This is a genomic window from Nitrospirillum amazonense (assembly GCF_007828035.1).
Taxonomy (GTDB): domain Bacteria; phylum Pseudomonadota; class Alphaproteobacteria; order Azospirillales; family Azospirillaceae; genus Nitrospirillum; species Nitrospirillum amazonense.
This window is the reverse complement of the sequence record NZ_VITV01000008.1, coordinates 126,347-150,557: the sequence shown is the minus strand read 5'-3', so window position 1 is coordinate 150,557 and position 24,211 is coordinate 126,347. Positions and strand designations below refer to the sequence as shown.

The window sequence follows — 24,211 nt, the reverse complement described above, 5'->3', positions numbered from 1 at the left end:
TCAGTGCTCCAGCCCGCGGTGCCAGCGCAGCAGGTGGTTGTTGATGCGGGTGACGCCGCTGTCGATGGCCAGGCCCAGCAGGCCGATGGTCAGCATGCCGGCGATGATCTTGTCGGACCAGAAGTACTCCCGCGCCTCCAGAATGCGGAAGCCCAGGCCGTTGTTGACGGCGATCATCTCCGACACGATCACGACGATGAAGGCGGTGCCGATGCCGATGCGCACGCCCGACAGGATGTACGGCGTGGCCGCCGGCAGCATGACGCGGCGGAAGATGGTCAAGGGCCCGGCCCCCAGGTTGCGGGCGGCGCGCAGATAGATGCCATCCACCTGGCGTACCCCCGCGATGGTGTTGACCAGGACGGGGAAGAAGGCGCCCAGCGAGATCAGGAAGATGGCCGGCGGATTGCCCAGGCCGAACCACAGGATGGACAGCGGGATGTAGGCGATGGGCGGGATGGGCCGCAGCACCTCCACCAGGGGATTCAGCCAGCGGAAGGCGGCCCGGCTGGCGCCCATGGCCAGGCCCATCGGCAGGGCCAGGACCGCCCCCACCAGGAAGCCCATGACGACGCGGTACAGGCTGCCCATGGCGTCCATGATCAGCTCGCCGGAGAACAGCCAGGCAACGTAGCCGCCGTTCGCGGGATCGTATGGTTCGGCCGGCGCGAGATAGGCCCACCAGCGCACGGCCACCGCCACGGGCGAGGGCAGGATCTTCGCGTTGACCAGGCCGGAACTGGACGCCGCCTGCCAGATGGCAAGCAGCACGAGCGGCACGACAGCCCCCTGCAGGGCCGCCAACCAAGTGTTACGCCGCATTCGGGTACTCCCCTTAAAGGCGGAAAGGGCGGATGGGAAAAGGCCCGCCGCTTGGGTGGCGGCGGGCCCAGGCGCTTACTGGATGCCCAGGTCCTTCTTGGCATCGGCCAGCAGGTCCAGCTTCACGTAATCGGTGGCGGTCGGCACCTTGGCCATCTTGGACACGCCATACTTCGCCATGGTCTCGCCCGTGATCTGGATCTGGGCCGGATCGATGTCATAGCTGTACTGGGCGTTGCCCATGGCGCTGTTGAAGTCGGCCTCGGTCAGCTGCTTCTTGAACAGCGTCTCGCGCACATACTTGGACGCCACGTCCGGCTTGTCGATGAAGGTCTTGGTTGCCTTCACGAAGCAGCGCATGAACTTCTCGGCTACGGCCTTATGCTTGTCGTGGAACTCCTCCGACATCACCAGGGTGCGCACGGGGGTGCCGATAGCGGTGTCGTAGGGCTTCATCACCTCGACGCCGAAGCCGCCGTTCACGGCCTGCGAGCCCTGCGGCTCCGTCTGCATGATGGCGTCCAGCTGCTTCAGCATCAGTGCCTGGTTCAGGTCCGGATAGTTCAGGTAGACGATCTGCACGTCCTTGCCCGGCTGATCGGACCAGGTGAGGTTGTTCTGCGCCAGCTCGGCGGCCAGCAGCACCTCCTGGATGCCGCCCCGCGTGACGCCCACCTTCTTGCCCTTCAGGTCGGCGACCTTGGTCACCTTGGCCTCGGGCGCCGCCACCAGGCGGGCGCCGCCCTTGGCGAAACCGGCGACGATGTAGATGGGGGCGCCGGCGGCGCGGCCGGAGATCGCGGCCTCGGACGCGGTGGCGCCCACGTCCAGCTCACCGGCCACCATGGCCTGCATGATGTCGGGGCCCTTGGCGAAAATCCGCTCCTCCACCTTGATGCCGCAGTCGGTCAGCATCTGCGTGTAGGACACGGCGCCGAAGTGGGCCAGCTTCAGGTTACCCAGGCGCACCACATCCTCGGCGGCGGCCGGCATGGCCAGGACGGCGGATAGGGCGCTGGCGCCGAATAGGGCGGAAACGAAAGTCTTCTTGGACTTCATCTTAGGTGCCTCCCGGGCTTTTGGATCGAAGGCCGCCGATCATTGCCGGCGTTCCTGGGTACGCATACGCTTGGTAGCGACCAGCATAGCAGAAGGCGTGCCAGTCAACCTGTCATGACATCGAAAACGCGCCAACCCCAGCGTACCTGCGGGTTCGTAGCATGGCCACCCGACGACGGGGAGGGGCGTCCAGCGGCCGATCCGGCGGTTTTCCCGGCAGGGACGGGTGCGGTCTGTAACCTTTTCCGCCGTTGTTGTGGGTGGTGCTGTCCCCGCCGATGGTTCAGGATCGTCTCATTCATCACGGGAGGAAACCGACGCCCATGCCGGGGAGCATCTTGTTCCGTGCTACGCTGGCCGGCACGGCGCTGCAAGTGGCCATGGTGGTGGCCGGCCACTACGTGCCGGTGATCGCCGATTTCTTCGCCGTGGGGGGCATGGCCATCTCCGCCCTTGCCGGCTTCCTCTACGGCCGTACCCGGACCGGGCTGTCCATCGCTGTCATGGGCGGCGCGTTGGTGGGCGGCGCCTGCGCCCTCATAGGCATTCTGGTGTCGTGGCGGCTGGGCGACGTGCCCGCCGTCATCCTGGCGCTGGGGACGGCGCTGTCCGTCTTCACGGGGGCGCTGGGTGGCCTGGCCGGCTGGTTGTTTCGGGACGGGTACCGGGGCAGGTGGTGGTACGACGCCGCTGGGCGGTAGGCTTGGGAAGCGTTTTGGGTTATGACGGCCGCCAAGCGGCCGCAACGGCCGATGGGGTTCTTGCCTTTCTGGAGAGCTTGATGGACCGATCCGTTTCCGCCCTGGGCCTGGCCCGGCGCGTCACTTTCTGCGCGCCGCTGGCGTTGACGCTGGCCCTGGCCGCCACGCCGGCCGACGCGCAGGCAGCCAAGCACGGCCTGACGCCGATGGAACTGGCGACGATGGACCGCGCCAGCGACGCGCGCGTTTCGCCCGATGGACGCCTGCTTGCCTTCGACGTCCGCACCGTCGACTACGCCAGCAACAAGGCCGCCCACTCCCTGTGGGTGAAAGAGATCGATGGCAAGGGCGACGGCCGCCGCCTGGCCATCTCCGACGGCGGCGCCAGCACCCCGCGCTGGTCGGCCGATGGCAAGAGCCTCTATTTCATGTCCGGCCGGTCCGGCAGCCAGCAGGTGTGGAAGACGAATGCGGCCGGCACCCAGGCCACCCAGGTGACAGCCCTGCCGCTGGACGTGGGCAGCTTCAACCTGGCGCCGGACGGCACGCACATCGTCGTGTCCATGGCCGTGTTCCCCGGCACCGAGACGGGTGACAAGCCGGCCAAGCCGGCGGACATCGCCAAGTCCAGCGGCGTGGTGTTCGACAAGGTCTTCGTTCGTCATTGGGATGAATGGGCCGACGGCACCCGCAACCATTTGTTCGCCCTGGCGCTGAACGGCGAGGGTGTCGCCACCGGCGCGCCCGTGCCGCTGATGAAGGGCTTCGACGGCGACGCGCCGGGCAAGCCCTTCGGCGATGACAGCGAGATCACCATCAGCCCGGACGGCAAGACGGTGGTCTTCACCGCCCGCCTGGCCGGCCGCACGGAACCGTGGAGCACCAACCTGGACCTGTGGCAAGTCCCCATGGACGGCAGCGCCGCCCCCGTCAACCTGACGGCCGGTAACGCCGCCATGGACACGGGGCCCGTGTTCAGCCCCGACGGGTCCAAGCTGGCCTGGCGCGCCATGAAGCGGCCGACCTTCGAGGCCGACCGCTTCGGCATCATGGTCCGCGACCTGAAGAGCGACGAAACGCGCGAGATCGACCCCAGCTGGGACCGCTCCGCCGACACGCTGGCCTGGACCGCCGATGGCCGCACGCTCCTGACCACCGCCTACGACGTGGGCCAGTCCAAGCTGTTCTCCGTCGACGTGAAGTCGGGTGCGGTGAAGGCGCTGACCGGCGAGGGCCATGTGACGGCCATCGACCTGGTGAAGGGCGGCGACAAGGGCGTGGTCTACATGGCCGACAGCCTGTCCGGCCCGTCGCAGGCATACAAGGTGTCGCTGAAGGGCGGCAAGGCGGAGCAGCTGACCCACGTGGGCGCCGACAAGCTGGCGGACGTCGCCCTGGGCGCCTATGAGCAGTTCAGCTTCCCCGGCTGGAACAACGAAACGGTCCACGGCTATGTCGTGAAGCCGGCCAATTATCAGGAAGGCCACAAGTACCCGGTGGCCTTCATCATCCACGGTGGCCCCCAGGGCTCCTTCGGCAACGCCTGGAGCTTCCGCTGGAACCCGCAGGCCTACACCGGTGCGGGCTATGCCGTGGTCATGATCGACTTCCACGGCTCCACCGGCTACGGCCAGGCCTTCACCGACGCCATCAGCCAGCATTGGGGTGACCGCCCGCTGGAGGACCTGCAGAAGGGTTGGGCCGCGGCGCTGGCCAAGTACCCCTTCCTGGACGGCGACCGGGCCTGCGCGCTGGGTGCCAGCTACGGCGGCTTCATGATCAACTGGATCGCCGGCAACTGGAACGGCCCGTGGAAGTGCCTGGTCAACCATGACGGCGTCTTCGACAACCGCATGATGGGCTATTCCACCGAGGAACTGTGGTTCAGCGAATGGGAGAACGGCGGCAAGGTCTGGGAGAACCCGGCCGGGTACGAACGCTTCAACCCCGCCAACCACGTCGACCAGTGGACCAAGCCGCAGCTGATCATCCACGGCGGCCGCGACTTCCGCATCCCCTTCGAACAGGGCCTGGGCGCCTTTACCGCCCTGCAGCGCAAGGGCGTGCCTAGCAAGCTGGTGTTCTTTGCCGACGAGAACCACTGGGTGCTGAAGCCCCAGAACTCCGTCCAGTGGCACCAGGAGGTGCTGGGCTGGCTGAACACCTGGACGGCCGAGGCCAAGTAAGGCCCGGTGTCAGCTAAAAGCAAATGGAGAGGGGGCCGTCCGTGGGGGCGGCCCCTTATTTTGATCTCCGCTCCCTTGAAGACGGCGCCAGCGATACAACCATTGTTGCGTTGAATGAACCTCCACGTGACGCGCGATGGACCAGCAGCCACCACCCTCTGTTTCCGAACGTATAGCCACTGCTGCACTCAATCTTTGGAGCACAAAATCGGATGCGGCCTATGCGACTCCACCTATTTCAGATGGCACGTTTGACTGCTCATACTTCGTTTGGCTGGCCATCAAGACCGTCAATCCGCATTTCGTTCGAGAATCCTCAGCGCAATCGCGGCGGATCGGCTACGTTTTGAGCCCGTGCTAGGACCACCTCAGGTAGGCGATATCGTCTATTTTCCAAAAGGTCAGGTTCCATACGAAGTGACCAAGAACGGTATCAAGCATGATTTCCCCGCCCATGTCGCCATCATGCTCTCGTCGTCTGAATTCGTAGGGATGCAGTCCAAAGGCGTTGGTCGGGTCAAGGTACCTGATACCTGGTGGTGGCCACGCAAGAAGGAGTTCTTTCGCTACAAGGGGCCTGCACAATGAAGCTGTTGGCTGCAACCGTCTTCGCAATGGGGATGATGCTGACCGCTGCTGTCCAAGCGGATGTTGCTCTGCCACCAATGGCCAACCCTCAAGGCTCGCCCGAAATGTTCGGGACCTGGACCGTGACCAAAGTGTTGTGCAGCCAGTGCAAGGGCCGGCAGCCGGCAGAGGTCGGTACGGAAATTATTCTTTCCGGCACCGCGTTTACCGATCCCTTCTCAACGACTTGCGCCTCAGACGTGGCCTATCCGAACCGGGCACTATCCAGTCTAGAGGCGGTAAAACTATTCAAACTACCTAAGGGTGCCCAAAAACTGCTTCCCGCCGGCGGCACTGTCACAGACACGCGCCTGAACTGCGGCGGCGGCCCCTACGCCCGCGTGCTTTTCCTGGGGGGTGACAAGGCAATCTATCTCTTCGAGAGCGTCGACTTTTTGATTGAGCGCAAAGCGCATTGACGACAAGCAGGGTCGATACCAATGAGATTGCTACTTGCCTTTGCTCTTATTTTCACTGCTTCAGCATCGAACGCCACTGCCGATGAAGGTGTTCATGTCAGGCCGATGGGAAATACTCAAGGCTCGCTCGAAATGTTCGGGACCTGGACCATCACCAAAGTCCTCTGCAAAGACTGCGCTGACAGGCGACCAGAGGAAGTGGGAACCAAACTCGTCTTCGCTCCGACGTCGTTCACGGATCCATTCTCAATCACCTGCGCCAATGCCTCTTATCCCAACCGGACCATACCCGGCGACCAAGTCATGAAACTCTTTGGTAGCAACTTGCCCAAGAGCGCCAAGAATCTTATTCCTCAGAAGGGGTCAGTCATTGATGCGCGGCTCGCCTGTGACAAAGGTCCCGTCGGCCGAGTATTGTTCCTGGGCGACGGTAAGGCCATTTATCTCTATGAGGGCGAGGACTATTTCATAGAGCGCGCCAAGACACCGTAATCCCTTACCCCGCCTGGCCCGCCCGCTTCATCGCCCCTTCGATATCCGGCAGGAATACCGTCAGGATGCCCAGGGCCGGCAGGTAGGCGCAGATTTTGTAAACGGTGGTGATGCTGGTCAGGTCGGCCAACCAGCCCAGGGCCGCGGCGGCCACACCGGCCACCCCGAAGGCCAGGCCGAAGAACAGGCCGGCCACGGTGCCGACCTTGCCCGGCATCAGTTCCTGGGCATAGACGACGATGGCCGGGAAGGCAGAGGCCAGGCACACGCCGATGACACCGCTGAGCACGCTGGTCCAGAACAGGTTGGCGTAGGGCAGGACCAGGGTGAAGGGCAGCACGCCCAGGATGGACCACCAGATGACGTGCTTGCGCCCAAAGCGGTCGCCGATGGGACCTCCGGCGATGGTGCCCACGGCGGCCGCGCCCAGGAAGATGAACAGGTGCAACTGCGCCGCCTTCACCGAAACGCCGAAGGTCTGGATGAGATAGAAGGTGAAGTAGCTGGTGATGCTGGCCAGGTAGACATACTTGGAGAAGATCAGCGCCAGCAGGATGGCGAAGGCCAGCCCCACTTGGCGCGGCGTCAGGCCGGTCAGATCCTCCTTCACCGCCTTGGCGGCCTTGGGCTTGGCGTTGCGCTTGTACCACAGGCCGATCCTGGCCAGGACGATCATGCCCAGGAAAGCGGCCAGGGAGAACCAGGCGATGCTGCCCCGGCCGTGCGGGACAATGATGAAGGCGGCCAGCAGGGGCCCCAAGGCGGAACCGGCGTTGCCGCCCACCTGGAACAGCGACTGCGCCAGGCCGTGCCGCCCGCCCGAGGCCATGCGGGCCACGCGCGAGGATTCAGGATGAAAGACGGAGGAACCGGTGCCCACCAGCGCCGCCGCCGCCAGCACCAGGACAAAGCTGGGCGCCGTCGCCAGTAGCACCAGGCCCACCAGGGTGAAGCCCATGCCGATCGACAGGGAATAGGGCTTGGGCTTGGCGTCGGTGTAAAGGCCGATCAAGGGCTGCAGCAGCGAGGCGGTGATCTGGTAGACCAGAGTCACCAGGCCCACCTGGCTGAAGCTGAGGTCGAAGCTGCCCTTCAGGATGGGGTAGATGGCCGGCAGCATGGACTGCATCATGTCGTTCAGCAGATGGCAGAAGCTGATGGCCCCCAGCACCGAGAACACGGTACCCCCCACCTTGGCCGCCGCCGCCGGGCCGACATCCATGCCCGCGCCTGAAGCCGGCCCAGATTCAACAACGCCTTGCGCTTGAGTCACCAACATTCCCCCCTCTTTCACAGCGCCCATCCCACAGTCCCCGCCGCTCACGCGGCTTGCATTTCAGCGGGCAATGGACAAGCTACCCGCCAAGGCGCCGGCCCGCTTACGGGGTCAGGCCAATTTCCTGTGAGAGTGGGCCAACACCATGGTGCGCAACGTCCGGTCCCTGACGTTGGAGGAATTGCCAGCCCCGGTTTTTGCCGTGGGCAACGATTATCCGCAGGGCTTTATCCTGCCGCCGCATCAGCACAGCCGCTGTCAGTTGCTGTATGGTATATGCGGAGTCATGACCGTGGCCACGGCCCAGGGAACCTGGATGGTGCCACCGGAGCGGGCGGTGTGGATACCCGCCGGCGTGGTGCACGAGGTGGAGGTGGTCGCGGGCCCAGGCGCCATGCGCAGCCTGTACATCGCCCCCGCCGTGCTGCCCCCGGCGCGGGAGGAAGGCGCCCTGGATCCCCGGGCGGAACGCTGCCAAGTGGTCGGCATCTCCCCCCTGGTCCACGCGCTGCTGATCGAGGCGGCGGAGTTGCCCGCCGAAATCAAGGAAGGAAGCCGGGGCAGCCTGATCATGGGGCTGCTGCTGCATGAGCTGCCGTCGCTGCCCGTCTTACCCCTGTCCATGCCCCTGCCCACCGACGGGCGGCTGGCGGCCCGCTGCCGTGCCTTCGTGGCCGATCCCGACCCGCACGCCACCATCGACGGCTGGGCCAACGACCTGGGCATGAGCCGCCGGGCCTTCACCCGCCAGTTCCGCCGCGAAACAGGCCTCAGCTTCGCCGCCTGGCGCCAGCAGGCCTGCCTGTTCGCGGCCCTGCCCAGGCTGGCGGCGGGCGAGGCGGTGACGACAGTGGCGCTGGATCTCGGCTACGACAGCCCCGCCGCCTTCACCAGCATGTTCAAGCGTCTGCTGGGGGTACCGCCCAGCCGGTACCTTAGAGGATGAGGAACAGCAGCGTCAGGTGTCGATGATCGCCACCGCCCGGGTCCAGCCGGCCGACGCCCCTTTGATCTTGGCGGGGAAGCAGCTGACGGTGAAGCCCGTGGCGGGCAGCGCCTCAAGGTTATGCAGCTTTTCCAGGTGGCAATAGCCAATGTCGCGGCCGGCCTTGTGGCCTTCCCAGATCAGGCCGACGTCCTTTGTCTCGGCGAACTTCTTGGCGGTGTGGGGGAAGGGGGCGTCCCAGCTCCACGCGTCGGTGCCGGTGACACGCACGCCGCGTTCCGTCAGGTACAGCGTCGCCTCCCGCCCCATGCCGCAACCGGCGCCCAGGAAGTCGCCATGGCCATAGCGGGAACCGGCACGGGTGTTGACCAGCACGATGTCCAGCGGCCGTAAGGTATGGCCGATGCGGGCCAGTTCCGCCTCAACCTCCCCCGCGCCGACCACATGCCCGTCTGGGAGGTGGCGGAAGTCCAGCTTCACACCGGGGTTGAAGCACCATTCCAGCGGCACCTCATCGATGGTGATCGCCCGCTGCCCCTTGTTCATGGTGGAGGCGTAGTGCCAGGGCGCATCCAGATGGGTGCCGTTGTGGGTGGAGAGGCGCACGGTCTCGGCCGCCGCGAACTCCGCATCCGGCATATCGTTGGGGTCCAGATCGGGGAAGAACACCGTCAGCTCATGCAGCGTGTCCTTATGCGTCTGATACTCGATATGCGGGCGCATGAAGGGCGGGTCGGCCACCACGTCGTTGTCGAGGGTGACGGAGATGTCGATGAAGGTGCGGGCCATGCTGCCGGTTCCTGTCTGTACCGCTACTGACGACGGGAACGCCCGGGTTCACGACCCGGCTACGCTGGCGTCTTTATTCCTCCCGTCTTGGGGCCGCATTAGACCGGGGTCCGGGGGTAAAAGGAAAATCGATAAAACCCATGCGTTGTTATCGATGGGCCGGATGGATCATGTCTCATCCGCCACCCGCCACAGTCTGGGCATCAACACTACCGCCTTCGCCGCCGGCCCTCTCCTGCCACATTCGGACCATGGCCCCCTTTAAAAGCGTTCTCTGAAGGGGAACATCTGTACCCTTAACCCCAGCCGCAACCGCCGGTATACAGGCGGCTTGCGGCTGGAATTGGGGATGTGTCGGCCATGGCTGTGGAAAAGTACCGGGAACGTGTGAAGTCCGAAAAGCGCGCGGCGGCCCTGGCCGCCGCCGGCCGGGCCTTTCTGTCCCACGGCTACGACCGCACCACCCTGGCCCATGTGGCGAGGGAGGCCGGCATCTCCACCGGTACCCTGTTCAAGCACTTTCCCACCAAGGCCGCCCTGTTCGAAGGCATCATGGAGGAGCTGTGGGAGGTTGATCCGGAACTGCAGCGCCCGTTGCCGCCGGCCGGCAACCCCACCGCCGGGCTGACCGCCATCGGCCACGATTATGCCGGAAAGCTGCGCCAGCCCGATACCGGCCCCTTGTTCCGCGTCATCATCGCGGAGGCGCCGCGTTTCCCGGAGCTTGGCCAGGCCCTGTTCCTGCGGGGCAAGGCACCCTACCTCGACCGCCTGCATGCCTATCTACGGTCTGAGATCGCCGTCGGCACTATGGACATCCATGACGTGCCGCTGGCGGCGCGCCAGTTCCTGGGCATGATCAACGACCTGATCTTCTGGCCCACCTTCCTGGCCGCGGACCAGGTGGTGGACGATGCCGAAGTGGGCCGGGTGATCGACGAGGCGGTGCTGACCCTGCTGGCCCGCTACGGCCGGCCCGTCAAGGCCGGGGCGGCACGGCCGGCGTGAGCCGCTGGGCGAACAGCCATTCCCGCCAGCCGGGCGCCAGGATCATGTCTGGCGGCACCCGGTGCTCCATCCCCTGATAACGCAGGAAGACGGGTACACCGCCGGCCGCCGCCACCGCCTCCGCCCAGGCGTGGTCGGGGGCGTAGGGGTTCTCGGTGTCCTGGTCACCATGCACCTGCAGGGTGGGCACGGCCGCTACCCCGGCGGCCTGCGCCCGGTCCGGCGGCACGGACGAGAAGGCGACCGCCGCGGCGAAGCGCCCGGGCTTCGCCACCAGCGCGTCCAGCGCCGCGGACGCCCCCATGGAGAAACCCACGACATAGATCCGCGCCGGGTCGACCGGCAGGCGGCCCGCCAGATCGTCCACCAAGGCCAGCACCGCAGGCAGGGAGGCGCCGGGGTGGGATGCTAACAGGCCGTCGCCGCCTGGCGCGTAGTCGGCGCTGCGCGCGTCCACCTGCGGTACCACCACATAAGCGGGGAAGCGGCGGCGCAGGTCGGGCAGGGCCCAGGCTTTGGCGAAACCGGTCATCTGCCCGGCATTGTCCTGTCCGATGCTGCCGGAGCCGTGCAGGACCACCACCAGGGGCAGTTTGGCGGCCATGGGCTGGGCCGCCACCGTGGCCGGGGCCAGCAGGCGATAGGGCACCGTGCGGCCGTCCGGGGCGGTGTAGGTCTTGGCCACGAAGTCGTCGCTGAGCGGCGCCTTGATGACCTCATCCACCGCCTTGAGGTCGGCCGGCAGCGGCGCGTAGGGCAGGGTCCGTTCCTCGATGCGGCCGGCTTCCGCCTGGGCCCCTGAAGCCAGCGCCATCATCGACAACGCCACCAAACCTGTCCGCAGCACGGCCATCCTCTCCCTCAGTCCGCCAGCAACATGGGGCTGCTGCCATCGACCAGCAAGCGGTCGCTTTCATCCTTCAGGGCCACACCCGTCACCTGGCGGCGCAGCGCCTGGCGCAGCAGCCAGGCCAGCTTGAAGGCCGCCAGGTCGTGGGACAGGCCGCCGTCGCGGATGTTGGACAGGCAGTTGCGTTCGGCATCCAGGCGGCCGGGCGCGGGGTTGAGGGTAAGGTAGACGCCCAGGCTGTCGGGGGCGGACAGGCCAGGCCTCTCCCCAATCAGCACGGCCACGGCGCGGGCGCCCAGCGCCTGGCCCACCGCGTCGCCCAGGGCCACCCGCGCCTGGGACGCCACCACCACCGGGGCCAGGCGCCGGCCCTCCTGCCGGACCCAGGGCAGGAAGGCGGTCAGCAGGGGCAGGGCCTGGCGGTGCACCGCCGTTGCCGACAGGCCGTCGGCGATGATGATGGCCAGGTCCGGACTGGTCGTGGGCAAGGCCGCCAGCGCCTGCCGGCCCGCCGGATCCAGCAGGCGACCCAGATCCGGGCGGTTGAGGTAGGTGGCGCGGTCTGGCGCGGCGCTGTGCACCGCCACCGGCGCCAGATCCAGGGCCGCCAGTTGCTCCACCAGGCCGATGGCATCGAACGGGGTGTGCACGGCGTCGCGAGCCTGGGCGTGGGCCAGGGCGAAGCGCAGCACCTCCGCCGCCGGCAGGCTGTCGCCGGCGCGGCCCAGGGCGATGCGCGCCGGCGTGGCAGCGGCCAGGTGCGCCCAAGCGTCGGGCGTGACCGTCGGCTTGTCCATCAGCGCCATCCCCGCAGCAAAGGCTGGCTGGGCGGCTGGGGCAGGGGCCGGCCGTCGGCACCGGTGATGCCCAGGGCGGCCAGCCAGGCCTCGAACTCCGGCGCGCGCTTCAGGCCCAGCAGGCGCCGGACATAGAGGGCATCGTGGAAGGAGGTCGATTGGTAGTTCAGCATGACGTCGTCCGCCCCCGGCACGCCCATGACGTAGGACACGCCGGCCGTGGCCAGCAGGGTCAGCAGCGTGTCCATGTCGTCCTGGTCGGCCTCGGCATGGTTGGTGTAGCAGACGTCGCAGCCCAGCGGCAGGCCCAGCAGCTTGCCGCAGAAATGGTCCTCCAGCCCGGCGCGGATGATCTGTTTGCCGTCATAGAGATATTCCGGCCCGATGAAGCCCACGACCGTGTTGACCAGCAGGGGCCGGAACTCCCGCGCCACGGCGTAGGCCCGCGCCTCCAGCGTCTGCTGATCCACGCCGTGGTGGGCGCCGGCGGACAGGGCGCTGCCCTGGCCGGTCTCGAAATACATGACATGATCACCCACCGTGCCGCGCTTCAGCGCCTGGGCCGCTTCCATGCCCTCACGCAGCAGGGCCAGGCTGACGCCGAAGCCCTGGTTGGCCGCCTGAGTGCCCGCCACCGACTGGAACACCAGATCCAGCGGCACGCCCCGGTTCATCAGCTCGATGCTGGTGGTGACATGGGTCAGGATGCAGGCCTGGGTCGGAATGGCGAAGCGCTGAATGACGCCGTCGATCAGGCGCGCCAGGTCGGCCAGCACCGACAGGCTGTCCGACACCGGGTTCAGGCCGATGACGGCGTCGCCGCAGCCATAGAGCAGGCCGTCCAGGATGCTGGCCGCCACGCCGGCGGGGTCGTCCGCCGGGTGGTTGGGCTGCAGCCGCACGGCCAGCGTGCCCGGCAGGCCGATGGTGTTGCGGAAGCGGGTGACGACCGTGCATTTGCGCGCCGCCAGGATCAGGTCCTGGTTGCGCATGATCTTGGACACGGCCGCCGCCATCTCCGGCGTCAGGCCGGGGGCGAGCGCAGCCAGCGCGTCCGTCGTCGCCTGGTCCGACAGCAGGTAGTCGCGGAAGCCGCCGACCGTCAGGTGCGACACCGGGGCAAAGGCCGCCGCGTCGTGCCGGTCCAGGATCAGGCGGGTGACTTCATCCTCCTCATAGGGCACCAGGGCCTCGGTCAGGAAAGTTTTCAGCGGCAGGTCGGCCAGACACATCTTGGCCGCCACGTTTTCCTCGGCCGACTGGGCGGCGATACCGGCCAGCCGGTCGCCCGATCGGGGGGGCGTCGCCTTGGCCATCAGATCCTTGAGGTCGGCGAATGTCCAGGTTCGGGCGCCCAAGGCGATGCGGTACGGCGCGCGTCCAACCAAGCCCACATCTCCCTCACACGGGTTCACGGCGGGCCCGATCATGACATCGAATGCCGACGTGGAGAAGGTGGCCGCGTGACGAGTGGCCCCAACCGGGCACCGGCAAGCGGTCTGGGGCGCCGAACCGCATCCTGGTATTTTTGGCCCTGGACTGGAGGGAGGCAGGGCATGAACGGATCGATGTATTCCGCCATCGTCGGGGCGTGGCTTTTCCTGGCTGGCACGGCCATGGCCCAGGCGCCGGTGGCGCTGGCACTCGACACGTCGGAGGCGGACGAGGCCCTGCGCATCCTGGACAAGAGCGCGGCGCATGAGCCGGTCACCACGGCGGATTGGAACCGCTTGTTCGCGACCCGGCCCTATCAGTGGCTGAAGGCGCGGGAGGCCGCGATGGGACGACCCCTTTCCGATGAGGATTTCCAGCGCTTCCTGTTGTCGCCGGAAGCGGCGGAGCAGCGGTTGGGTTGGGCATCGACCCTGGCCGCCATGAAACAGGCGGACATGGCCCGGCTGGGCGCCGGGGTTCTGGCGTGGCTGCCGACCGGCGCCAGCATCCACGCCCAGGTGTTTCCGGAAATCAAGCCGCAGCGCAACAGCTTCGTGTGGAAAAAACCCGCTGCTGCGGCAGCGGATGATGGCGGCGGCCCGGCCATCTTCCTGGCCGTCAACCGGCAATCGCGGGACCAGTTCGAGAACACGGTGGCCCATGAATGCCACCACATCGGCCTGGAAAGCCTGGCGGCGCGGCAGGAGGAACTGCAGGCGGGGCTGCCCGCCAATGTGAAGCGCGCCGTCAACTGGCTCAGCGCCTTCGGCGAGGGGGAGGCCATGCTGGCCGCCGCCGGCGCCGACCGGCACCCCCACTGGGAGGACGATGCCCCCGTCCGCGCTAGGTGGGACGGCGACATGCAGCGCTTCGCCACCGACCTTGAGGCCGTCCAGCAGTTGTTGCTGGACATCCTGGACGACAAGCTGACCCAGGACGCGGACATCATGAAGCGCGCGGCACCCTTCTGGGGCGATGCCCAAGGCGCCTGGTACACCGTGGGTTATGAAATGGCCGTGCTGGTGGAGAAGCGTTTCGGCCGTGCGGCCTTCAACGATTGCCTGCTCGACCCGCGCAAGCTGCTGGAGCTTTATAACCAGGTGGCGCAGGAGGCCAACGCGCACGGCGCCCGGCTGGCTACCTGGTCGCCGGATCTGCTGAAACGGCTGCAGGGGGCCTGACCACTAGGCCCCTGACAAACCAGGCATCGAACGGGGCGCATGGAACGGGCGCGACAGTCGCGAAGTTATTGTGTACCAATGCCTTGGTAGACACCGTTGGGTAGACATCATTTAGGGAAAGCGCCCATGACGCCCTATGAGGATGAACCGCCGGCGCCATCGTCGGTTTCCCGGGCCCTCATCCTCTTCGTCGTCCTGGTGCTGGGCATAGGCCTTGCCATCGGCTACCTGACGGTGCCCGGCCTGTGGTACCTGCGCTTGGCGAAGCCTGGTTTCACGCCGCCCAATTGGGTGTTCGCGCCCGCCTGGACCACCCTCTATGTGCTGATCGCCATCGCCGGATGGGTGGCATGGCAGCGGGACAGGGACAGCCGGCCCATGCGGCTTTGGTGGATCCAGATGCTGCTGAACTTCTGCTGGTCGCCCATCTTCTTCGCCGCCCACCTGACGGGGCTGGCGCTGGCCGTCATCCTGTTGCTGCTGGTCACCATCCTGGCCTTCATCGCCACAGCCTGGCGCAGCGACCGGATCGCCGCCCTGCTGTTCCTGCCCTATGCCGCCTGGGTCGCCTTCGCCTCCGCGCTGAACGCCGGGATCTATCTCCTGAACTGAGATGTGCGACAAATTCGCCACTGGTCGCATAAGGGGTGACGAATCTTGCACCATCAATAGGATGGGGGCGTTTCCTCACCCTGGATCGCCCGTCGTCCCATGTCACGCGCCCTGACGCTTCTTGCCGGTGCCTGCCTGCTGATCAGTACGGCGGTTGGGGCCGCCGATGCCGGGCCGGCGCCGCTTGATCATGGGCAGGTGGCGGATGCGGTGGCGACCATCAGCCGCCTGCTGCGCGACCATTATCCTCTGCCCGACATTTCCGCGCGATACGGAAAGGTGCTGGCGCGCGGGCTGAAGGCCGGGCGCTATGATGGGCAGGCGCCGTGCCCTTTGGCCAAGAGGCTGACCGAGGATTTGCGGGCCGAGCATGCCGACCTGCATCTGAGCGTACGGTGCGACGCTACCCCTGGCGACGGCCCGGGCACGGAGGAGGTGGTGGCCGGCCCCTACCACGGCATCGCCGCCGTTACCGTCGATCCCGACCTTCCGGTCACGACCATCCGCTCGCCAGGCCCGTGGACGGCCAATGAGGCCGGCTTCGCCAGCGCCGCCGCCGCCATGGCGCTTGCCGCCCGGTCGCATTACGTCATCATCGATGTGCGCGGCAACGGCGGCGGTAATGGCGAAATCGGGGTGTTCCTGGCGACCTACTTCTTCCCCCTGGGGCAGGAGCGCCTGCTGGTCAGGGGGGTACACCGCGATCCGGCCCGTGAGGAACAGGAGTGGACCTACGGCTACGTTCCCGGCCGCCGTCTGGCCGACGCCAAGCTCTACATCCTGGTCGATGCTCATACCGGATCGGCGGCGGAGGGGTTCGCCTTCGGCCTGCAGCGGGCGGGGCGCGCCACCATCGTAGGCCAGACGACGGCCGGTGCGGGCATCGCCGGCCATTTGGAAGATCTGCCCGGCGGCCTGTCGCTGTTCCTGCCCACCAAGCTGCTGCGGGCGCCGGATGGCGGCGAGGGCTGGGAAGGGGTGGGGGTGCGACCCGACGTGGCGACGGAACCGGGGCGAGAAAAGGCCACGGCTTATGACCTGATCCGCGCTGATTGGTCCACGGCGCGGGAGAACCCGGACTTCGCCCTGACAACCACGCTGCCGCCCGAGCGGCGCCCTCCTCCGGACACGACGGCCACGCCCTGGGATCTGGGACAGGCGACGCTGCCGCAGGCGGAGCGCTGCCGTCACACCGAGCCCGATCCGGACGACGCCGGCATCCGCCTCATGACCAACGTCTGTCCCCAGCCCATCACCCTGGAACAGCGCCGCAGCACCAACCCGACCACGCTGCGCCTGGACACGCTAGACAGCGGCCAGACCCTGGCCACCAGGGCCACGCCGCCCGGCGGCTGGCGGATCATGGCCGTCTGCCCCGCCGGCTATCGCAGCAGCGTGCTGGTAACCGTGGACAACATCACGGCCATTTCCAATGGCGCCTATGAGTGCGTGCGGGAGTAAATGCCCCGCCGCGGTCAAGCACGCGCCCGGCGGCGGGCGCCACGCGGGTGCCGGGAGCCTAGCGACGGAAGACCCTCATCATGCACGCGCGTGATCTCCTGCCGCCCGACCAGGGCATCGACCTGCCAGGTCACGTAGGTCGCATCGTCGTTCCCAAACGGGAGCCCCATGCAATCAGGCACCGCTCATAGATAGCGCGCACTGCTTGCGTTGGGAGGGGGAGAGCGATGCCGTTAGGCGCATCTCCTGACCGTCAATGAGCTTCTTGCCCCTTGGATAGTAGGTGATGACCCGCTCACTGGCACCGTCGCGAACACGGAAACTCCAGGCTGTTGTCGAGACGCCCATCGTTCCGCTCAACTTTGCCAATCTGACCATACCGTCGCGCAGTCCGGCGGCATAGGCAGGACCATCCGGCTGAACCCCGGCAAACACGCCACCGCTTTTTCCCGTAGCTACGCGATCGTAGCCAAGGTCGAACTCCGCCAGTTTCACATCCGCGATCGTGGCACAATTGGCGAAGAGGTCCGCCGGCAATGTGATCGTTTCGCCCGCATCAATGTACTTTGCGAGCATCGGCCGCATATCGAAGGCAACGGCATCGGCAGCGGAGAGCAGATTTGCGATCACGGGCGGTTTGGCGTTCGCGGGCGCAGCCTGCCAGCGGTCGCGCATTAGAAGCATGACACTGTCCAGTCCGCGCTTTCCAGCCTGCCGTAATGCATGGTCAAGCAGGAACGCAAACAGTTGCCCGCGATCATAGGCGAGTTGGTGCACGTCCTGATCCGACCATGCCTCTTTCGCCGCTTGGGCGTTGGTGTAGTTGCGAGCTTTCGACGTTGCGAGGCGGGTGATGACTTCGTTTAGGTTGTCCGTAAACTGCTCCGGTGACCACAGACCTGAGCGTAACAGCGTCCTTCCTGTATAAAAATCAGTGAACCCCTCGCTGAACCAATAGACTGATGCCTCGCCATCCGTGTCTGGCATCTCTCCGACTTGGCGCGGTATCCAGTTATGCATATGTTCGTGCGCTATATTCCGCTCAAGGACGGGCATCTGCGTATCCGGAGAGGCATATTGGACGAAGCCGTGGTTTCGACCTGTGCCCCCGGACGAACTGAACCCCAGCGATGGCGCCAAGCCGATCATGGTCACTGTGTAGTTGCCCGAGATGCCACCCCAGAATCTGCGCTCGGCATCGATCGTCCGCGCTACGCGATCAGCATACGCATCGACATTCCATTCAAAAGAACCGTGACTTATGAAGCGAAGCGTGCCTCCGCTGATCGGACGGCTCCGTATCATGACCTCCCGTCCGGCGATGAAGCTGGCGCCGATTACATCGGCGACAGTTGAGACGCGGGCATCCTCACTCGATACCGTCACCCAACTTTTCGGCCAGCCTTTCCAGCGTACCGTTGCCGGCGCGGTGTCGCGGTCCTTGAGGCCGACGATAAATTGGTCGCCCATGCCGGTGAACCAGTCCGAGCGGATCATAGGTCCGGCCGTGAGGATGGCATCCTTCGCATTCGGCTCGTGGTCATAGGCACTGGATACAGCATAGCGCAGTGTGACGCTCCGGCCCGGCGGGGCCGAAACCTTAAGGTGTGTTTGTGACAGCGCTACAATCGACCCTCCGATTACATTGATGGGTGAAAGATATCGGTAGAGCTTGTCAGTACCGCCCCATTCTTCAGGTAAGTTAAGAACAACGTCACCCGTCGCGCCGATCGGCAACATGACCTCTACTAATATTCCGGTTAACTGACCGGCATCGGCTTTCGGAGATATCGTATAAGTGATTGAGGGGAGGGACGATACTGCTGTCGAGGCGCTGCTTGTCCCTAACACAGCGAAGAGCGCGATTCCTATGAAGCTGGAAAACAGCTTGACCCCGGTCGCCCTTCGTTTCCTCCGCATAGGCTCTGCTCCTGCCATAAGGAATCTTATCTTACAAATTATCATGGGAAGCGCTATCGAGCATCTTTCTGCCTTCCTGAACCTGCCAGATCTCTCACTACCACTCTTCGCCAGTGCAATCCCGTGGGAAACTCCTGGCAAAGCCCTGATAACCAAGGAAAGTCGCACTTCGTTTTTGAGTCCACCCCCCCGCCTACATACGGTGTTTCAACCGGATAGAAGTGTCAGGGTGTCCCGCAAAGTAGAACTGTCAGTGCTGGGGGTAGGGCGGGCAGCGGAGCCGAAGGCGCAGCGGACCGGCCTACCCCCGCAAGGCGCCCCGGCAACCTCCGCTTACGCCCCGGTTTGTCCCCGGTCTTGACGTAACCAACGCGCTCGCTGTTGGTCTGGACCTTCGGTGCCGGCATCGCGTCCTGCGTCTCCCGGATCTCGGCCAGCACCGCCGACAGCCGCTTGTTCTCAACCACCGCCGCGTGGCTCACCCGCTGGTTCTTGTCAAACGCGGTGTAGGGCAGGGCCACTCCCTGCCAGCGGAACTCCAGCCGACCGTCCGCAAAGGCGTAGCTGTCCACATACTGACCCACCAGGACCCGCGTCACCGCCGTCTCCGCCAGCATCACCCGCCGCCGCTCATACGACAGCGTCAGCTGCCGCCCCACATACCGCCGCTCCCGCCAGCACAGAATGTCCCGCAGCCGCTCCGCCGACACCGTCAGCGGACAGTGCACATCCTCCGGCCGCGCAGGGGCCACCGCAAACCGCCCGTTGAACCGCTCCATGAACCCGGGCAGGAAGGCATTCCCCGCCGCCATGTCACTGATCCCCGCCAGCCGCAACTCCTTCACCAGCCGGTCCTGCAGCGTCCGGTTCACCCGCTCAACCCGCCCCTTCGCCTGGCTGGAGTTCGCGCACAGAATCTCGATCCCCAACTCCGCCAAGGCCCGACCGAACTGCGTCATCCCTTGCCCCGTCCGCGCCTCCGCCTTCGCCACCCGGAACACCGTGTGCTTGTCGGAGTAAAACGCCACCGGCCGCCCATGCCGCGTCACATACCCCTCCAGCGCCGCGAAGTAGCTGAACGCGCTCTCCGACGCCGCGAACCGCAGTTCCATCAACCGGCCCGTCGCATCGTCGATGAACACCAACAGGCTGCACGGGCCCGCCCGGTCCTCAAACCACCGATGCTCGCTGCCATCGATCTGAACCAGTTCGCCCAAGCGCTCCCGGCGCAGGCGAGGGCGGTGAAACTGACGCCGCTGATGCCGCGACACCCACAACCCCGCCGCGGACATCCACCCCCGCAGCGTCTCCCGCGACACAGCCAGCCCATGACGCTCCGCCAATTGCTCCGCCGCCAGCGTCGGACCAAAATCCGCGTAGTGCCGCCGCACCAACTCCAGCGCCAACTCACGCAACCCAGCACCCAGCTGACTGTTCGACGGCCGCCCTCGCGCCTGGTGCACGATGGCACCACCACCGCCTGACCGATACCGGCCCAGCAACCGCCATACCTGACGCTCGCTCAAGCCCAGAACAGCTGCCGCTGAGCCAGCTGTCAGCCGGCCACCCACAACATCAGACAGCACCTCAACCCGACGAACATCCCGGTCGCTCATCACGACCCAGCCCACCGCAGCCTCCCACGTCGGACACAGCCAACCGGAAGACTGACAGTTCTACTTTGCACAGGCCTGACATTTTAACTTTGCGCCTACATACGGAAAACCGATAATCAATCTTATGGAAAAGACCTCATGCCATTGGAAGGGACCCCGTTTCCGGCGGTCCCTTCCAGGCACGTCAGCTCATGCGGTCCAGGATCACTGCGCCGGCTGCACCATCAGGCTGATCTTCTGGATCGTCAGGCCGGCGTCGGCGTTCATCGTTGGCTTCTCACCCGTGCCCTCGCGGCCGGTGGTGGCTTCGAAGCTGACGGTCACATCGGACAGGCTGGCCTTGCCGCCGGCGACCTCGCGCAGGGCGTCGGTGACGTCGAAGTCGTCGGTCTTGGGGGGCTGGTGCTCGGCATGTTTGGCGGCGGCGGCGCCCGACAGGCTGAAGAAGCTGATGGTGCCCACCTGCACCCGCTTCTTGGGGTCCTTGCTGTTCTCCAGGAACACGTCGAACATGGTGCCGGGGTGCGCCTTGTAGCTGATGCCCTCCAGGATCAGATGGGTCTCGGTGGCCGCCGCGTTTTGTGGGACCAGCGCGAACGCCTGCAACCGCGCCTTCTCACCGCCCTGGGGCATGGTGATCTTCACCTTGGTCTTGGCCTGGGTCAGGGCAAGCGGCTGGGAGGGCGCGTTCAATGGCTGGGGCTCCGCAAGCAGGCTTTCGGTGGCTGGCGCATTGGGGGCCCCATTGGGCGGCAAAGGGTTTGGCGGCAACGGGTTCGGCGGCTGGTCGGCGGCCTTCACCGCCGCGGCGGCCAGCGCGACCGTCGGACCGGCACTGGCGACCAGCGTCTCGCCGGCGCCGCGGGCGCAGTTCGTTTCCTGTTCATATTTGTAGTCGACAATGGTGCCGTTGAACAGGTCGCGGACCGTTACCGTGAATTCCTTGCCGTTGGTGTCGACGAAGGAATAGGGCTGGTTCAGGAAGGCATCGGTGTCCGGGTTCTGGTGGCCGCTGATGTTGCTCCAGCAGCTCCACATCCGGTCTATGTTGGCGTGATGCGACCAGAACACCGGATCGTTGGAGGAATAGGGCACCGACCCCATGTCCACCACCGGGCAGGTCACACCCACGGTGCAGTGGACATAGCCGTGCACCCTGCCCTCGATATAGTTCTGGTAGGCAGTGAACTGCTTCAGCTTCAGCGCGGAATTGATATTGGTGGAGTTGCCGTTCAGCGTGGCCTTGCCCGTCAGCCAGCCGGGCGCGCGACGGGCTTCGTACAGCGGGTTCGGCTGGGTCTTGCCGGAGCCGTCGACATAGGTCTTGTCGATGAAGGCTGCCGGCATGGCCAGTTGGGCCGGGTTGCTATAGTCCCAGTACGGCAGGCGCAAGGTCGGGTCGCCCGCGGCCGCCTGCAACTGCTTCTCGAAATACAGCAGGTACAGGCGGTGCCAGGCGAAAAACCAGGGCGTCCCGTGCTGGCAATTCGCCCACACGTCCTTGGCCACCTGGTCCGGCGGGCTCGTGTCCTGGATGCCCTTGAAATAGACCAGATACTGCTGCGGCAGCCCCTGCATGTTCTCGGCCACCGTACCGAAAGGCGAATCCGGGCCGAAATAGCCGTGGATGTTGGCCCAATACTCCCAGCTGGTGCGGTACACGGCGCTGGTGTGGTCCGCGCTGTTGCGGGATTTCATGACGGCCACGGCCTTGCGCAGGCTGGCGACCTTGGCCGGATCCTTGGCGAAGTCCTGCCAACTGAGGCGGATGCCGCCCGGAGACTTGGCCGCCTCCGCGTTTACCTCGGCATTGGACAGGGACGGGACGGCGAATGCCGTGGTGATGGCCAGGGCCGCCGTGCCGATCAGACGACGGGCGGCCCGCGAAGATGGGATGATGCGCATTTCACAACCCCTGGGTGAAATCGATGCGCGACTCTTATCCCCGCTTGCGGGCTTTGTCACTATGGATATGCACGTATTAATAGTGGATAAATGGCCAAAATCTGAGCGTTCCTGCGGATAATGACGGTCTGCGGGCTATTACCAATCCCGAAGATATACTCTTTTTACGCGTACCCAAAAGCGGCACCCGCGCGCCCTCCGGAACCACGCCGACGCCTAAGGGGTTGAAGGCGCGGGGAAGATTATGGAGAGGAGCGGCCATGCCCAGTGACATCACGCGATCGACGGTCCAGGGGACGCCGGTGCACCTGACCACCGTGGAAAGCACGACCACCGAGGTTGTGCGCCACCCCCTTTATCCCATGCTGGTCCCCTTCCCCAGCGTCTGTTTTGTCGGCGCCTTCTTCACCGATGTCGCCTACTGGGGCACGGCGGAAATGATGTGGGCGGACTTTTCCGCCTGGTTGCTGTTCGCCGGCGTGGTGCTGGGGTGCCTGGCGCTGGTCGCCGGCTTGGTGGATCTGGGGCAGCGCCGCTATGTCGTCACCCAGGCGCCCATCTGGCCGCATGTGCTGGGCAACCTGGTGGCGTTGGGCCTGGCCATCCTGAACTGTTTCGTGCACAGCCGCGACGCCTGGACCTCCGTCGTGCCGCAGGGACTGATCCTGTCGGCGCTGGTGCTGATCGTCGTGCTGACCAGCAACTGGATCGGCTGGTCGGTGCTGGTCTACCGCCGCCGGGTGGTGGAGGTGCGGCCATGAAGCGGCATGTCCTACGCCTGCTGGCCCTGGCCAGTGTGGCCGCCTTTGCCCTGAGCGCCTGCGACGACGGCAGCAAGGGCACGGATCCCAATGCCCAGATCGGCGCCAACCCCACCCTGCCCAAGCAGCAGCAATACCTGCTGCCGCCCATGAAGGTGGCCAAGGTCGTCGGCTGGAAGGATGGCGAGAAGCCGGCCGTCGCCCAAGGGTTGAAGATCCAGGCCATGGCCACTGGGCTGCATCATCCCCGATCCCTCACCGTGCTGCCGAATGGCGACGTGCTGGTGGTCGAATCCGTGGCGCCCAAGGGTGAACCCATCAAGCGCCCCAAGGACCTGATCATGCATTGGGTGGAAGCGCTGGCCACGTCCGGCGGTGAAACCAAGGACAGCAACCGCATTACCTTGTTGCGCGATGCCGACGGCGACGGCGTGCCGGAGTCCCAAAGCGTGTTCCTGGACCACCTGAATTCCCCCTTCGGCGTGGCCCTGGTGGGCAACGACCTGTACGTGGCCGACACCGACGCCATCATCCGCTACCCCTACACCGAGGGCGACACCCAGATCACGGCGGAGGGCACCACCCTGACGCCCCTGCCCGGCGGCCCCATCGACCACCATTGGACCAAAAGCCTGGTGGCCAGCCAGGATGGCACGCGGCTCTATGTTGGGGTCGGATCCAACAGCAACATCACCGAAAACGGCATCGAAGCGGAGAAGAACCGAGCCGCCATCTGGGAGGTGGACCGCGCCACCGGCCGCTGGCGCATCTACGCCGATGGCCTGCGCAATCCCAACGGCCTGAGCTGGGAACCGCAGACCGGCACCCTGTGGGCGGTGGTGAACGAGCGTGACGAACTGGGCCCCAATTTGGTGCCGGACTACATGACCTCGGTGAAGGATGGCGGCTTCTACGGGTGGCCCTACAGCTATTACGGTCAGAACGTCGACCCGCGGGTGAAGCCGCAGCGCCCCGATCTGGTCGCCCGCGCCATCGTGCCGGACTACGCCCTCAGCACCCACGTTGCCCCCCTGGGCATGGTCTTTTACACCGGAAGCACTCTGCCCGGCACCTACCAGGGCGGCGCCTTCGTGGGTGAGCATGGCAGCTGGAATCGAAGGATTCCAAATGGATACAAAGTGATTTTCATACCGTTCAGCAACGGCCAGCCCAATGGTCAGCCGGTGGATGTGGTCACGGGCTTTCTGGACCAGGACGGCAAGGCCCACGGCCGCCCTGTGGGCCTGGCGGTGGACAAGACCGGGGCCCTGCTGATCGCCGACGACGTGGGCAACACGGTCTGGCGGGTGACGGCGCAATAGCCACGGCCCGCAGTTAAGCGGCGACAA

22 protein-coding genes are annotated in these 24,211 nt (G+C 65.7%); 12 read left to right on the top strand and 10 right to left on the bottom strand.

Annotated elements, in window-relative coordinates:
* Together FBZ87_RS21115 and FBZ87_RS21110 are read right to left on the bottom strand one after the other, a co-directional pair.
* Positions 1–822: an ABC transporter permease gene (locus tag FBZ87_RS21115; protein WP_145612578.1), complete on the bottom strand. Its 822-nt coding sequence runs from the start codon at positions 820–822 to the stop codon at positions 1–3.
* Positions 823–897: 75 nt separating this feature from the next.
* Entirely contained in the window at positions 898–1,881 is a 984-nt protein-coding gene (locus tag FBZ87_RS21110; RefSeq protein WP_145612577.1) for an ABC transporter substrate-binding protein, read from the bottom strand.
* 323 nt (positions 1,882–2,204) lie between these two features.
* Between FBZ87_RS21110 and FBZ87_RS21105 the strand changes: the two genes are divergently transcribed.
* The 5 genes from FBZ87_RS21105 (at position 2,205) to FBZ87_RS21090 (ending at position 6,306) form a co-directional block, all read left to right on the top strand.
* A complete protein-coding gene (locus tag FBZ87_RS21105; protein WP_145612576.1) occupies positions 2,205–2,582 on the top strand; it encodes a hypothetical protein in 378 nt (125 codons plus the stop codon).
* An 80-nt stretch (positions 2,583–2,662) separates the two neighbouring features.
* Entirely contained in the window at positions 2,663–4,768 is a 2,106-nt protein-coding gene (locus FBZ87_RS21100) for a S9 family peptidase (protein WP_145612575.1), read from the top strand.
* A 417-nt stretch (positions 4,769–5,185) separates the two neighbouring features.
* Positions 5,186–5,356, top strand: a complete 171-nt coding sequence (locus tag FBZ87_RS29315) for a hypothetical protein (RefSeq protein ID WP_186454887.1) — start codon at positions 5,186–5,188, stop codon at positions 5,354–5,356.
* A complete protein-coding gene (locus tag FBZ87_RS21095) occupies positions 5,353–5,814 on the top strand; it encodes a hypothetical protein (RefSeq protein WP_145612574.1) in 462 nt (153 codons plus the stop codon). Before FBZ87_RS29315 ends, FBZ87_RS21095 begins: the two co-directional genes overlap by 4 nt.
* A 21-nt stretch (positions 5,815–5,835) precedes the next feature.
* Positions 5,836–6,306: a hypothetical protein gene (locus FBZ87_RS21090; protein WP_145612573.1), complete on the top strand. Its 471-nt coding sequence runs from the start codon at positions 5,836–5,838 to the stop codon at positions 6,304–6,306.
* 4 nt (positions 6,307–6,310) lie between these two features.
* On the opposite strand, the gene FBZ87_RS21085 is transcribed toward FBZ87_RS21090, so the two are convergent.
* Positions 6,311–7,528 (bottom strand): MFS transporter, encoded by a 1,218-nt coding sequence (locus FBZ87_RS21085; RefSeq protein WP_145612572.1) that lies wholly within the window; start codon positions 7,526–7,528, stop codon positions 6,311–6,313.
* A gap of 199 nt (positions 7,529–7,727) precedes the next feature.
* On the opposite strand from FBZ87_RS21085, the gene FBZ87_RS21080 reads away from it, so the two are divergent.
* A complete protein-coding gene (locus FBZ87_RS21080) occupies positions 7,728–8,528 on the top strand; it encodes an AraC family transcriptional regulator (RefSeq protein WP_145612571.1) in 801 nt (266 codons plus the stop codon).
* A gap of 12 nt (positions 8,529–8,540) precedes the next feature.
* Here FBZ87_RS21080 and FBZ87_RS21075 read toward each other — a convergent pair whose 3' ends face one another.
* On the bottom strand, positions 8,541–9,317 hold the full coding sequence (locus FBZ87_RS21075; RefSeq protein WP_145612570.1) for a cyclase family protein: 777 nt from the start codon (positions 9,315–9,317) through the stop codon (positions 8,541–8,543).
* Between the two features lie 360 nt (positions 9,318–9,677).
* On the opposite strand from FBZ87_RS21075, the gene FBZ87_RS21070 reads away from it, so the two are divergent.
* Positions 9,678–10,325 carry a TetR/AcrR family transcriptional regulator gene (locus FBZ87_RS21070; RefSeq protein ID WP_145612569.1) on the top strand — a complete coding sequence of 216 codons (648 nt, stop codon included), beginning with the start codon at positions 9,678–9,680 and terminating at the stop codon, positions 10,323–10,325.
* Here the strand turns inward: FBZ87_RS21070 and FBZ87_RS21065 are convergent.
* The 3 genes from FBZ87_RS21065 to FBZ87_RS21055 are packed head-to-tail and all read right to left on the bottom strand — an operon-like array spanning position 10,297 to position 13,288.
* Entirely contained in the window at positions 10,297–11,172 is an 876-nt protein-coding gene (locus FBZ87_RS21065; RefSeq protein WP_186454886.1) for a carboxylesterase family protein, read from the bottom strand. The two genes, FBZ87_RS21070 and FBZ87_RS21065, sit on opposite strands and share 29 nt — an antisense overlap.
* Before the next feature lie 14 nt (positions 11,173–11,186).
* A complete protein-coding gene (gene eutC, locus FBZ87_RS21060) occupies positions 11,187–11,972 on the bottom strand; it encodes an ethanolamine ammonia-lyase subunit EutC (protein ID WP_145612567.1) in 786 nt (261 codons plus the stop codon).
* On the bottom strand, positions 11,972–13,288 hold the full coding sequence (locus FBZ87_RS21055; protein WP_246134529.1) for an ethanolamine ammonia-lyase subunit EutB: 1,317 nt from the start codon (positions 13,286–13,288) through the stop codon (positions 11,972–11,974). The genes eutC and FBZ87_RS21055 overlap by 1 nt, the downstream gene beginning before the upstream one ends.
* A gap of 240 nt (positions 13,289–13,528) precedes the next feature.
* Between FBZ87_RS21055 and FBZ87_RS21050 the strand changes: the two genes are divergently transcribed.
* The 3 genes from FBZ87_RS21050 (at position 13,529) to FBZ87_RS21040 (ending at position 16,660) form a co-directional block, all read left to right on the top strand.
* Positions 13,529–14,587: a DUF5700 domain-containing putative Zn-dependent protease gene (locus FBZ87_RS21050; RefSeq protein WP_145612565.1), complete on the top strand. Its 1,059-nt coding sequence runs from the start codon at positions 13,529–13,531 to the stop codon at positions 14,585–14,587.
* A gap of 126 nt (positions 14,588–14,713) precedes the next feature.
* Complete coding sequence (locus FBZ87_RS21045; RefSeq protein WP_145612564.1) at positions 14,714–15,199, top strand: TspO/MBR family protein; 486 nt, start codon at positions 14,714–14,716, stop codon at positions 15,197–15,199.
* A gap of 99 nt (positions 15,200–15,298) precedes the next feature.
* On the top strand, positions 15,299–16,660 hold the full coding sequence (locus tag FBZ87_RS21040) for a S41 family peptidase (protein WP_145612563.1): 1,362 nt from the start codon (positions 15,299–15,301) through the stop codon (positions 16,658–16,660).
* 174 nt (positions 16,661–16,834) lie between these two features.
* Here FBZ87_RS21040 and FBZ87_RS21035 read toward each other — a convergent pair whose 3' ends face one another.
* The 3 genes from FBZ87_RS21035 to FBZ87_RS21025 all read right to left on the bottom strand — a co-directional run bounded on the left by FBZ87_RS21035 (position 16,835) and on the right by FBZ87_RS21025 (position 22,101).
* Positions 16,835–18,400 carry a M61 family metallopeptidase gene (locus FBZ87_RS21035; RefSeq protein ID WP_186454885.1) on the bottom strand — a complete coding sequence of 522 codons (1,566 nt, stop codon included), beginning with the start codon at positions 18,398–18,400 and terminating at the stop codon, positions 16,835–16,837.
* A 404-nt stretch (positions 18,401–18,804) separates the two neighbouring features.
* The gene (locus tag FBZ87_RS21030) at positions 18,805–20,211 is read right to left on the bottom strand and encodes an ISNCY family transposase (RefSeq protein WP_425465736.1); all 1,407 of its coding nucleotides are present in this window, start codon (positions 20,209–20,211) and stop codon (positions 18,805–18,807) included.
* A 189-nt stretch (positions 20,212–20,400) separates the two neighbouring features.
* Positions 20,401–22,101 carry a tyrosinase family protein gene (locus FBZ87_RS21025; RefSeq protein WP_145612560.1) on the bottom strand — a complete coding sequence of 567 codons (1,701 nt, stop codon included), beginning with the start codon at positions 22,099–22,101 and terminating at the stop codon, positions 20,401–20,403.
* Positions 22,102–22,361: 260 nt separating this feature from the next.
* Between FBZ87_RS21025 and FBZ87_RS21020 the strand changes: the two genes are divergently transcribed.
* Together FBZ87_RS21020 and FBZ87_RS21015 are read left to right on the top strand one after the other, a co-directional pair.
* Positions 22,362–22,862 (top strand): DUF2231 domain-containing protein, encoded by a 501-nt coding sequence (locus tag FBZ87_RS21020; protein WP_211107037.1) that lies wholly within the window; start codon positions 22,362–22,364, stop codon positions 22,860–22,862.
* Positions 22,859–24,184 carry a PQQ-dependent sugar dehydrogenase gene (locus tag FBZ87_RS21015; protein ID WP_145612559.1) on the top strand — a complete coding sequence of 442 codons (1,326 nt, stop codon included), beginning with the start codon at positions 22,859–22,861 and terminating at the stop codon, positions 24,182–24,184. The genes FBZ87_RS21020 and FBZ87_RS21015 overlap by 4 nt, the downstream gene beginning before the upstream one ends.
* Positions 24,185–24,211: the final 27 nt, after the last annotated feature.

Bases quoted from the DNA above. Each gene is read 5' to 3' on its own strand.
- FBZ87_RS21115 (WP_145612578.1), bottom strand. From the start codon at position 822: ATGCGGCGTAACACTTGGTTGGCGGCCCTGCAGGGGGCTGTCGTGCCG.
- FBZ87_RS21110 (WP_145612577.1), bottom strand. From the start codon at position 1,881: ATGAAGTCCAAGAAGACTTTCGTTTCCGCCCTATTCGGCGCCAGCGCC.
- FBZ87_RS21105 (WP_145612576.1), top strand. From the start codon at position 2,205: ATGCCGGGGAGCATCTTGTTCCGTGCTACGCTGGCCGGCACGGCGCTG.
- FBZ87_RS21100 (WP_145612575.1), top strand. From the start codon at position 2,663: ATGGACCGATCCGTTTCCGCCCTGGGCCTGGCCCGGCGCGTCACTTTC.
- FBZ87_RS21095 (WP_145612574.1), top strand. From the start codon at position 5,353: ATGAAGCTGTTGGCTGCAACCGTCTTCGCAATGGGGATGATGCTGACC.
- FBZ87_RS21090 (WP_145612573.1), top strand. From the start codon at position 5,836: ATGAGATTGCTACTTGCCTTTGCTCTTATTTTCACTGCTTCAGCATCG.
- FBZ87_RS21085 (WP_145612572.1), bottom strand. From the start codon at position 7,528: ATGGATGTCGGCCCGGCGGCGGCGGCCAAGGTGGGGGGTACCGTGTTC.
- FBZ87_RS21080 (WP_145612571.1), top strand. From the start codon at position 7,728: ATGGTGCGCAACGTCCGGTCCCTGACGTTGGAGGAATTGCCAGCCCCG.
- FBZ87_RS21075 (WP_145612570.1), bottom strand. From the start codon at position 9,317: ATGGCCCGCACCTTCATCGACATCTCCGTCACCCTCGACAACGACGTG.
- FBZ87_RS21070 (WP_145612569.1), top strand. From the start codon at position 9,678: ATGGCTGTGGAAAAGTACCGGGAACGTGTGAAGTCCGAAAAGCGCGCG.
- eutC (WP_145612567.1), bottom strand. From the start codon at position 11,972: ATGGACAAGCCGACGGTCACGCCCGACGCTTGGGCGCACCTGGCCGCT.
- FBZ87_RS21055 (WP_246134529.1), bottom strand. From the start codon at position 13,288: ATGGCCAAGGCGACGCCCCCCCGATCGGGCGACCGGCTGGCCGGTATC.
- FBZ87_RS21050 (WP_145612565.1), top strand. From the start codon at position 13,529: ATGAACGGATCGATGTATTCCGCCATCGTCGGGGCGTGGCTTTTCCTG.
- FBZ87_RS21045 (WP_145612564.1), top strand. From the start codon at position 14,714: ATGACGCCCTATGAGGATGAACCGCCGGCGCCATCGTCGGTTTCCCGG.
- FBZ87_RS21040 (WP_145612563.1), top strand. From the start codon at position 15,299: ATGTCACGCGCCCTGACGCTTCTTGCCGGTGCCTGCCTGCTGATCAGT.
- FBZ87_RS21035 (WP_186454885.1), bottom strand. From the start codon at position 18,400: ATGTTGCCGATCGGCGCGACGGGTGACGTTGTTCTTAACTTACCTGAA.
- FBZ87_RS21025 (WP_145612560.1), bottom strand. From the start codon at position 22,101: ATGCGCATCATCCCATCTTCGCGGGCCGCCCGTCGTCTGATCGGCACG.
- FBZ87_RS21020 (WP_211107037.1), top strand. From the start codon at position 22,362: ATGCCCAGTGACATCACGCGATCGACGGTCCAGGGGACGCCGGTGCAC.
- FBZ87_RS21015 (WP_145612559.1), top strand. From the start codon at position 22,859: ATGAAGCGGCATGTCCTACGCCTGCTGGCCCTGGCCAGTGTGGCCGCC.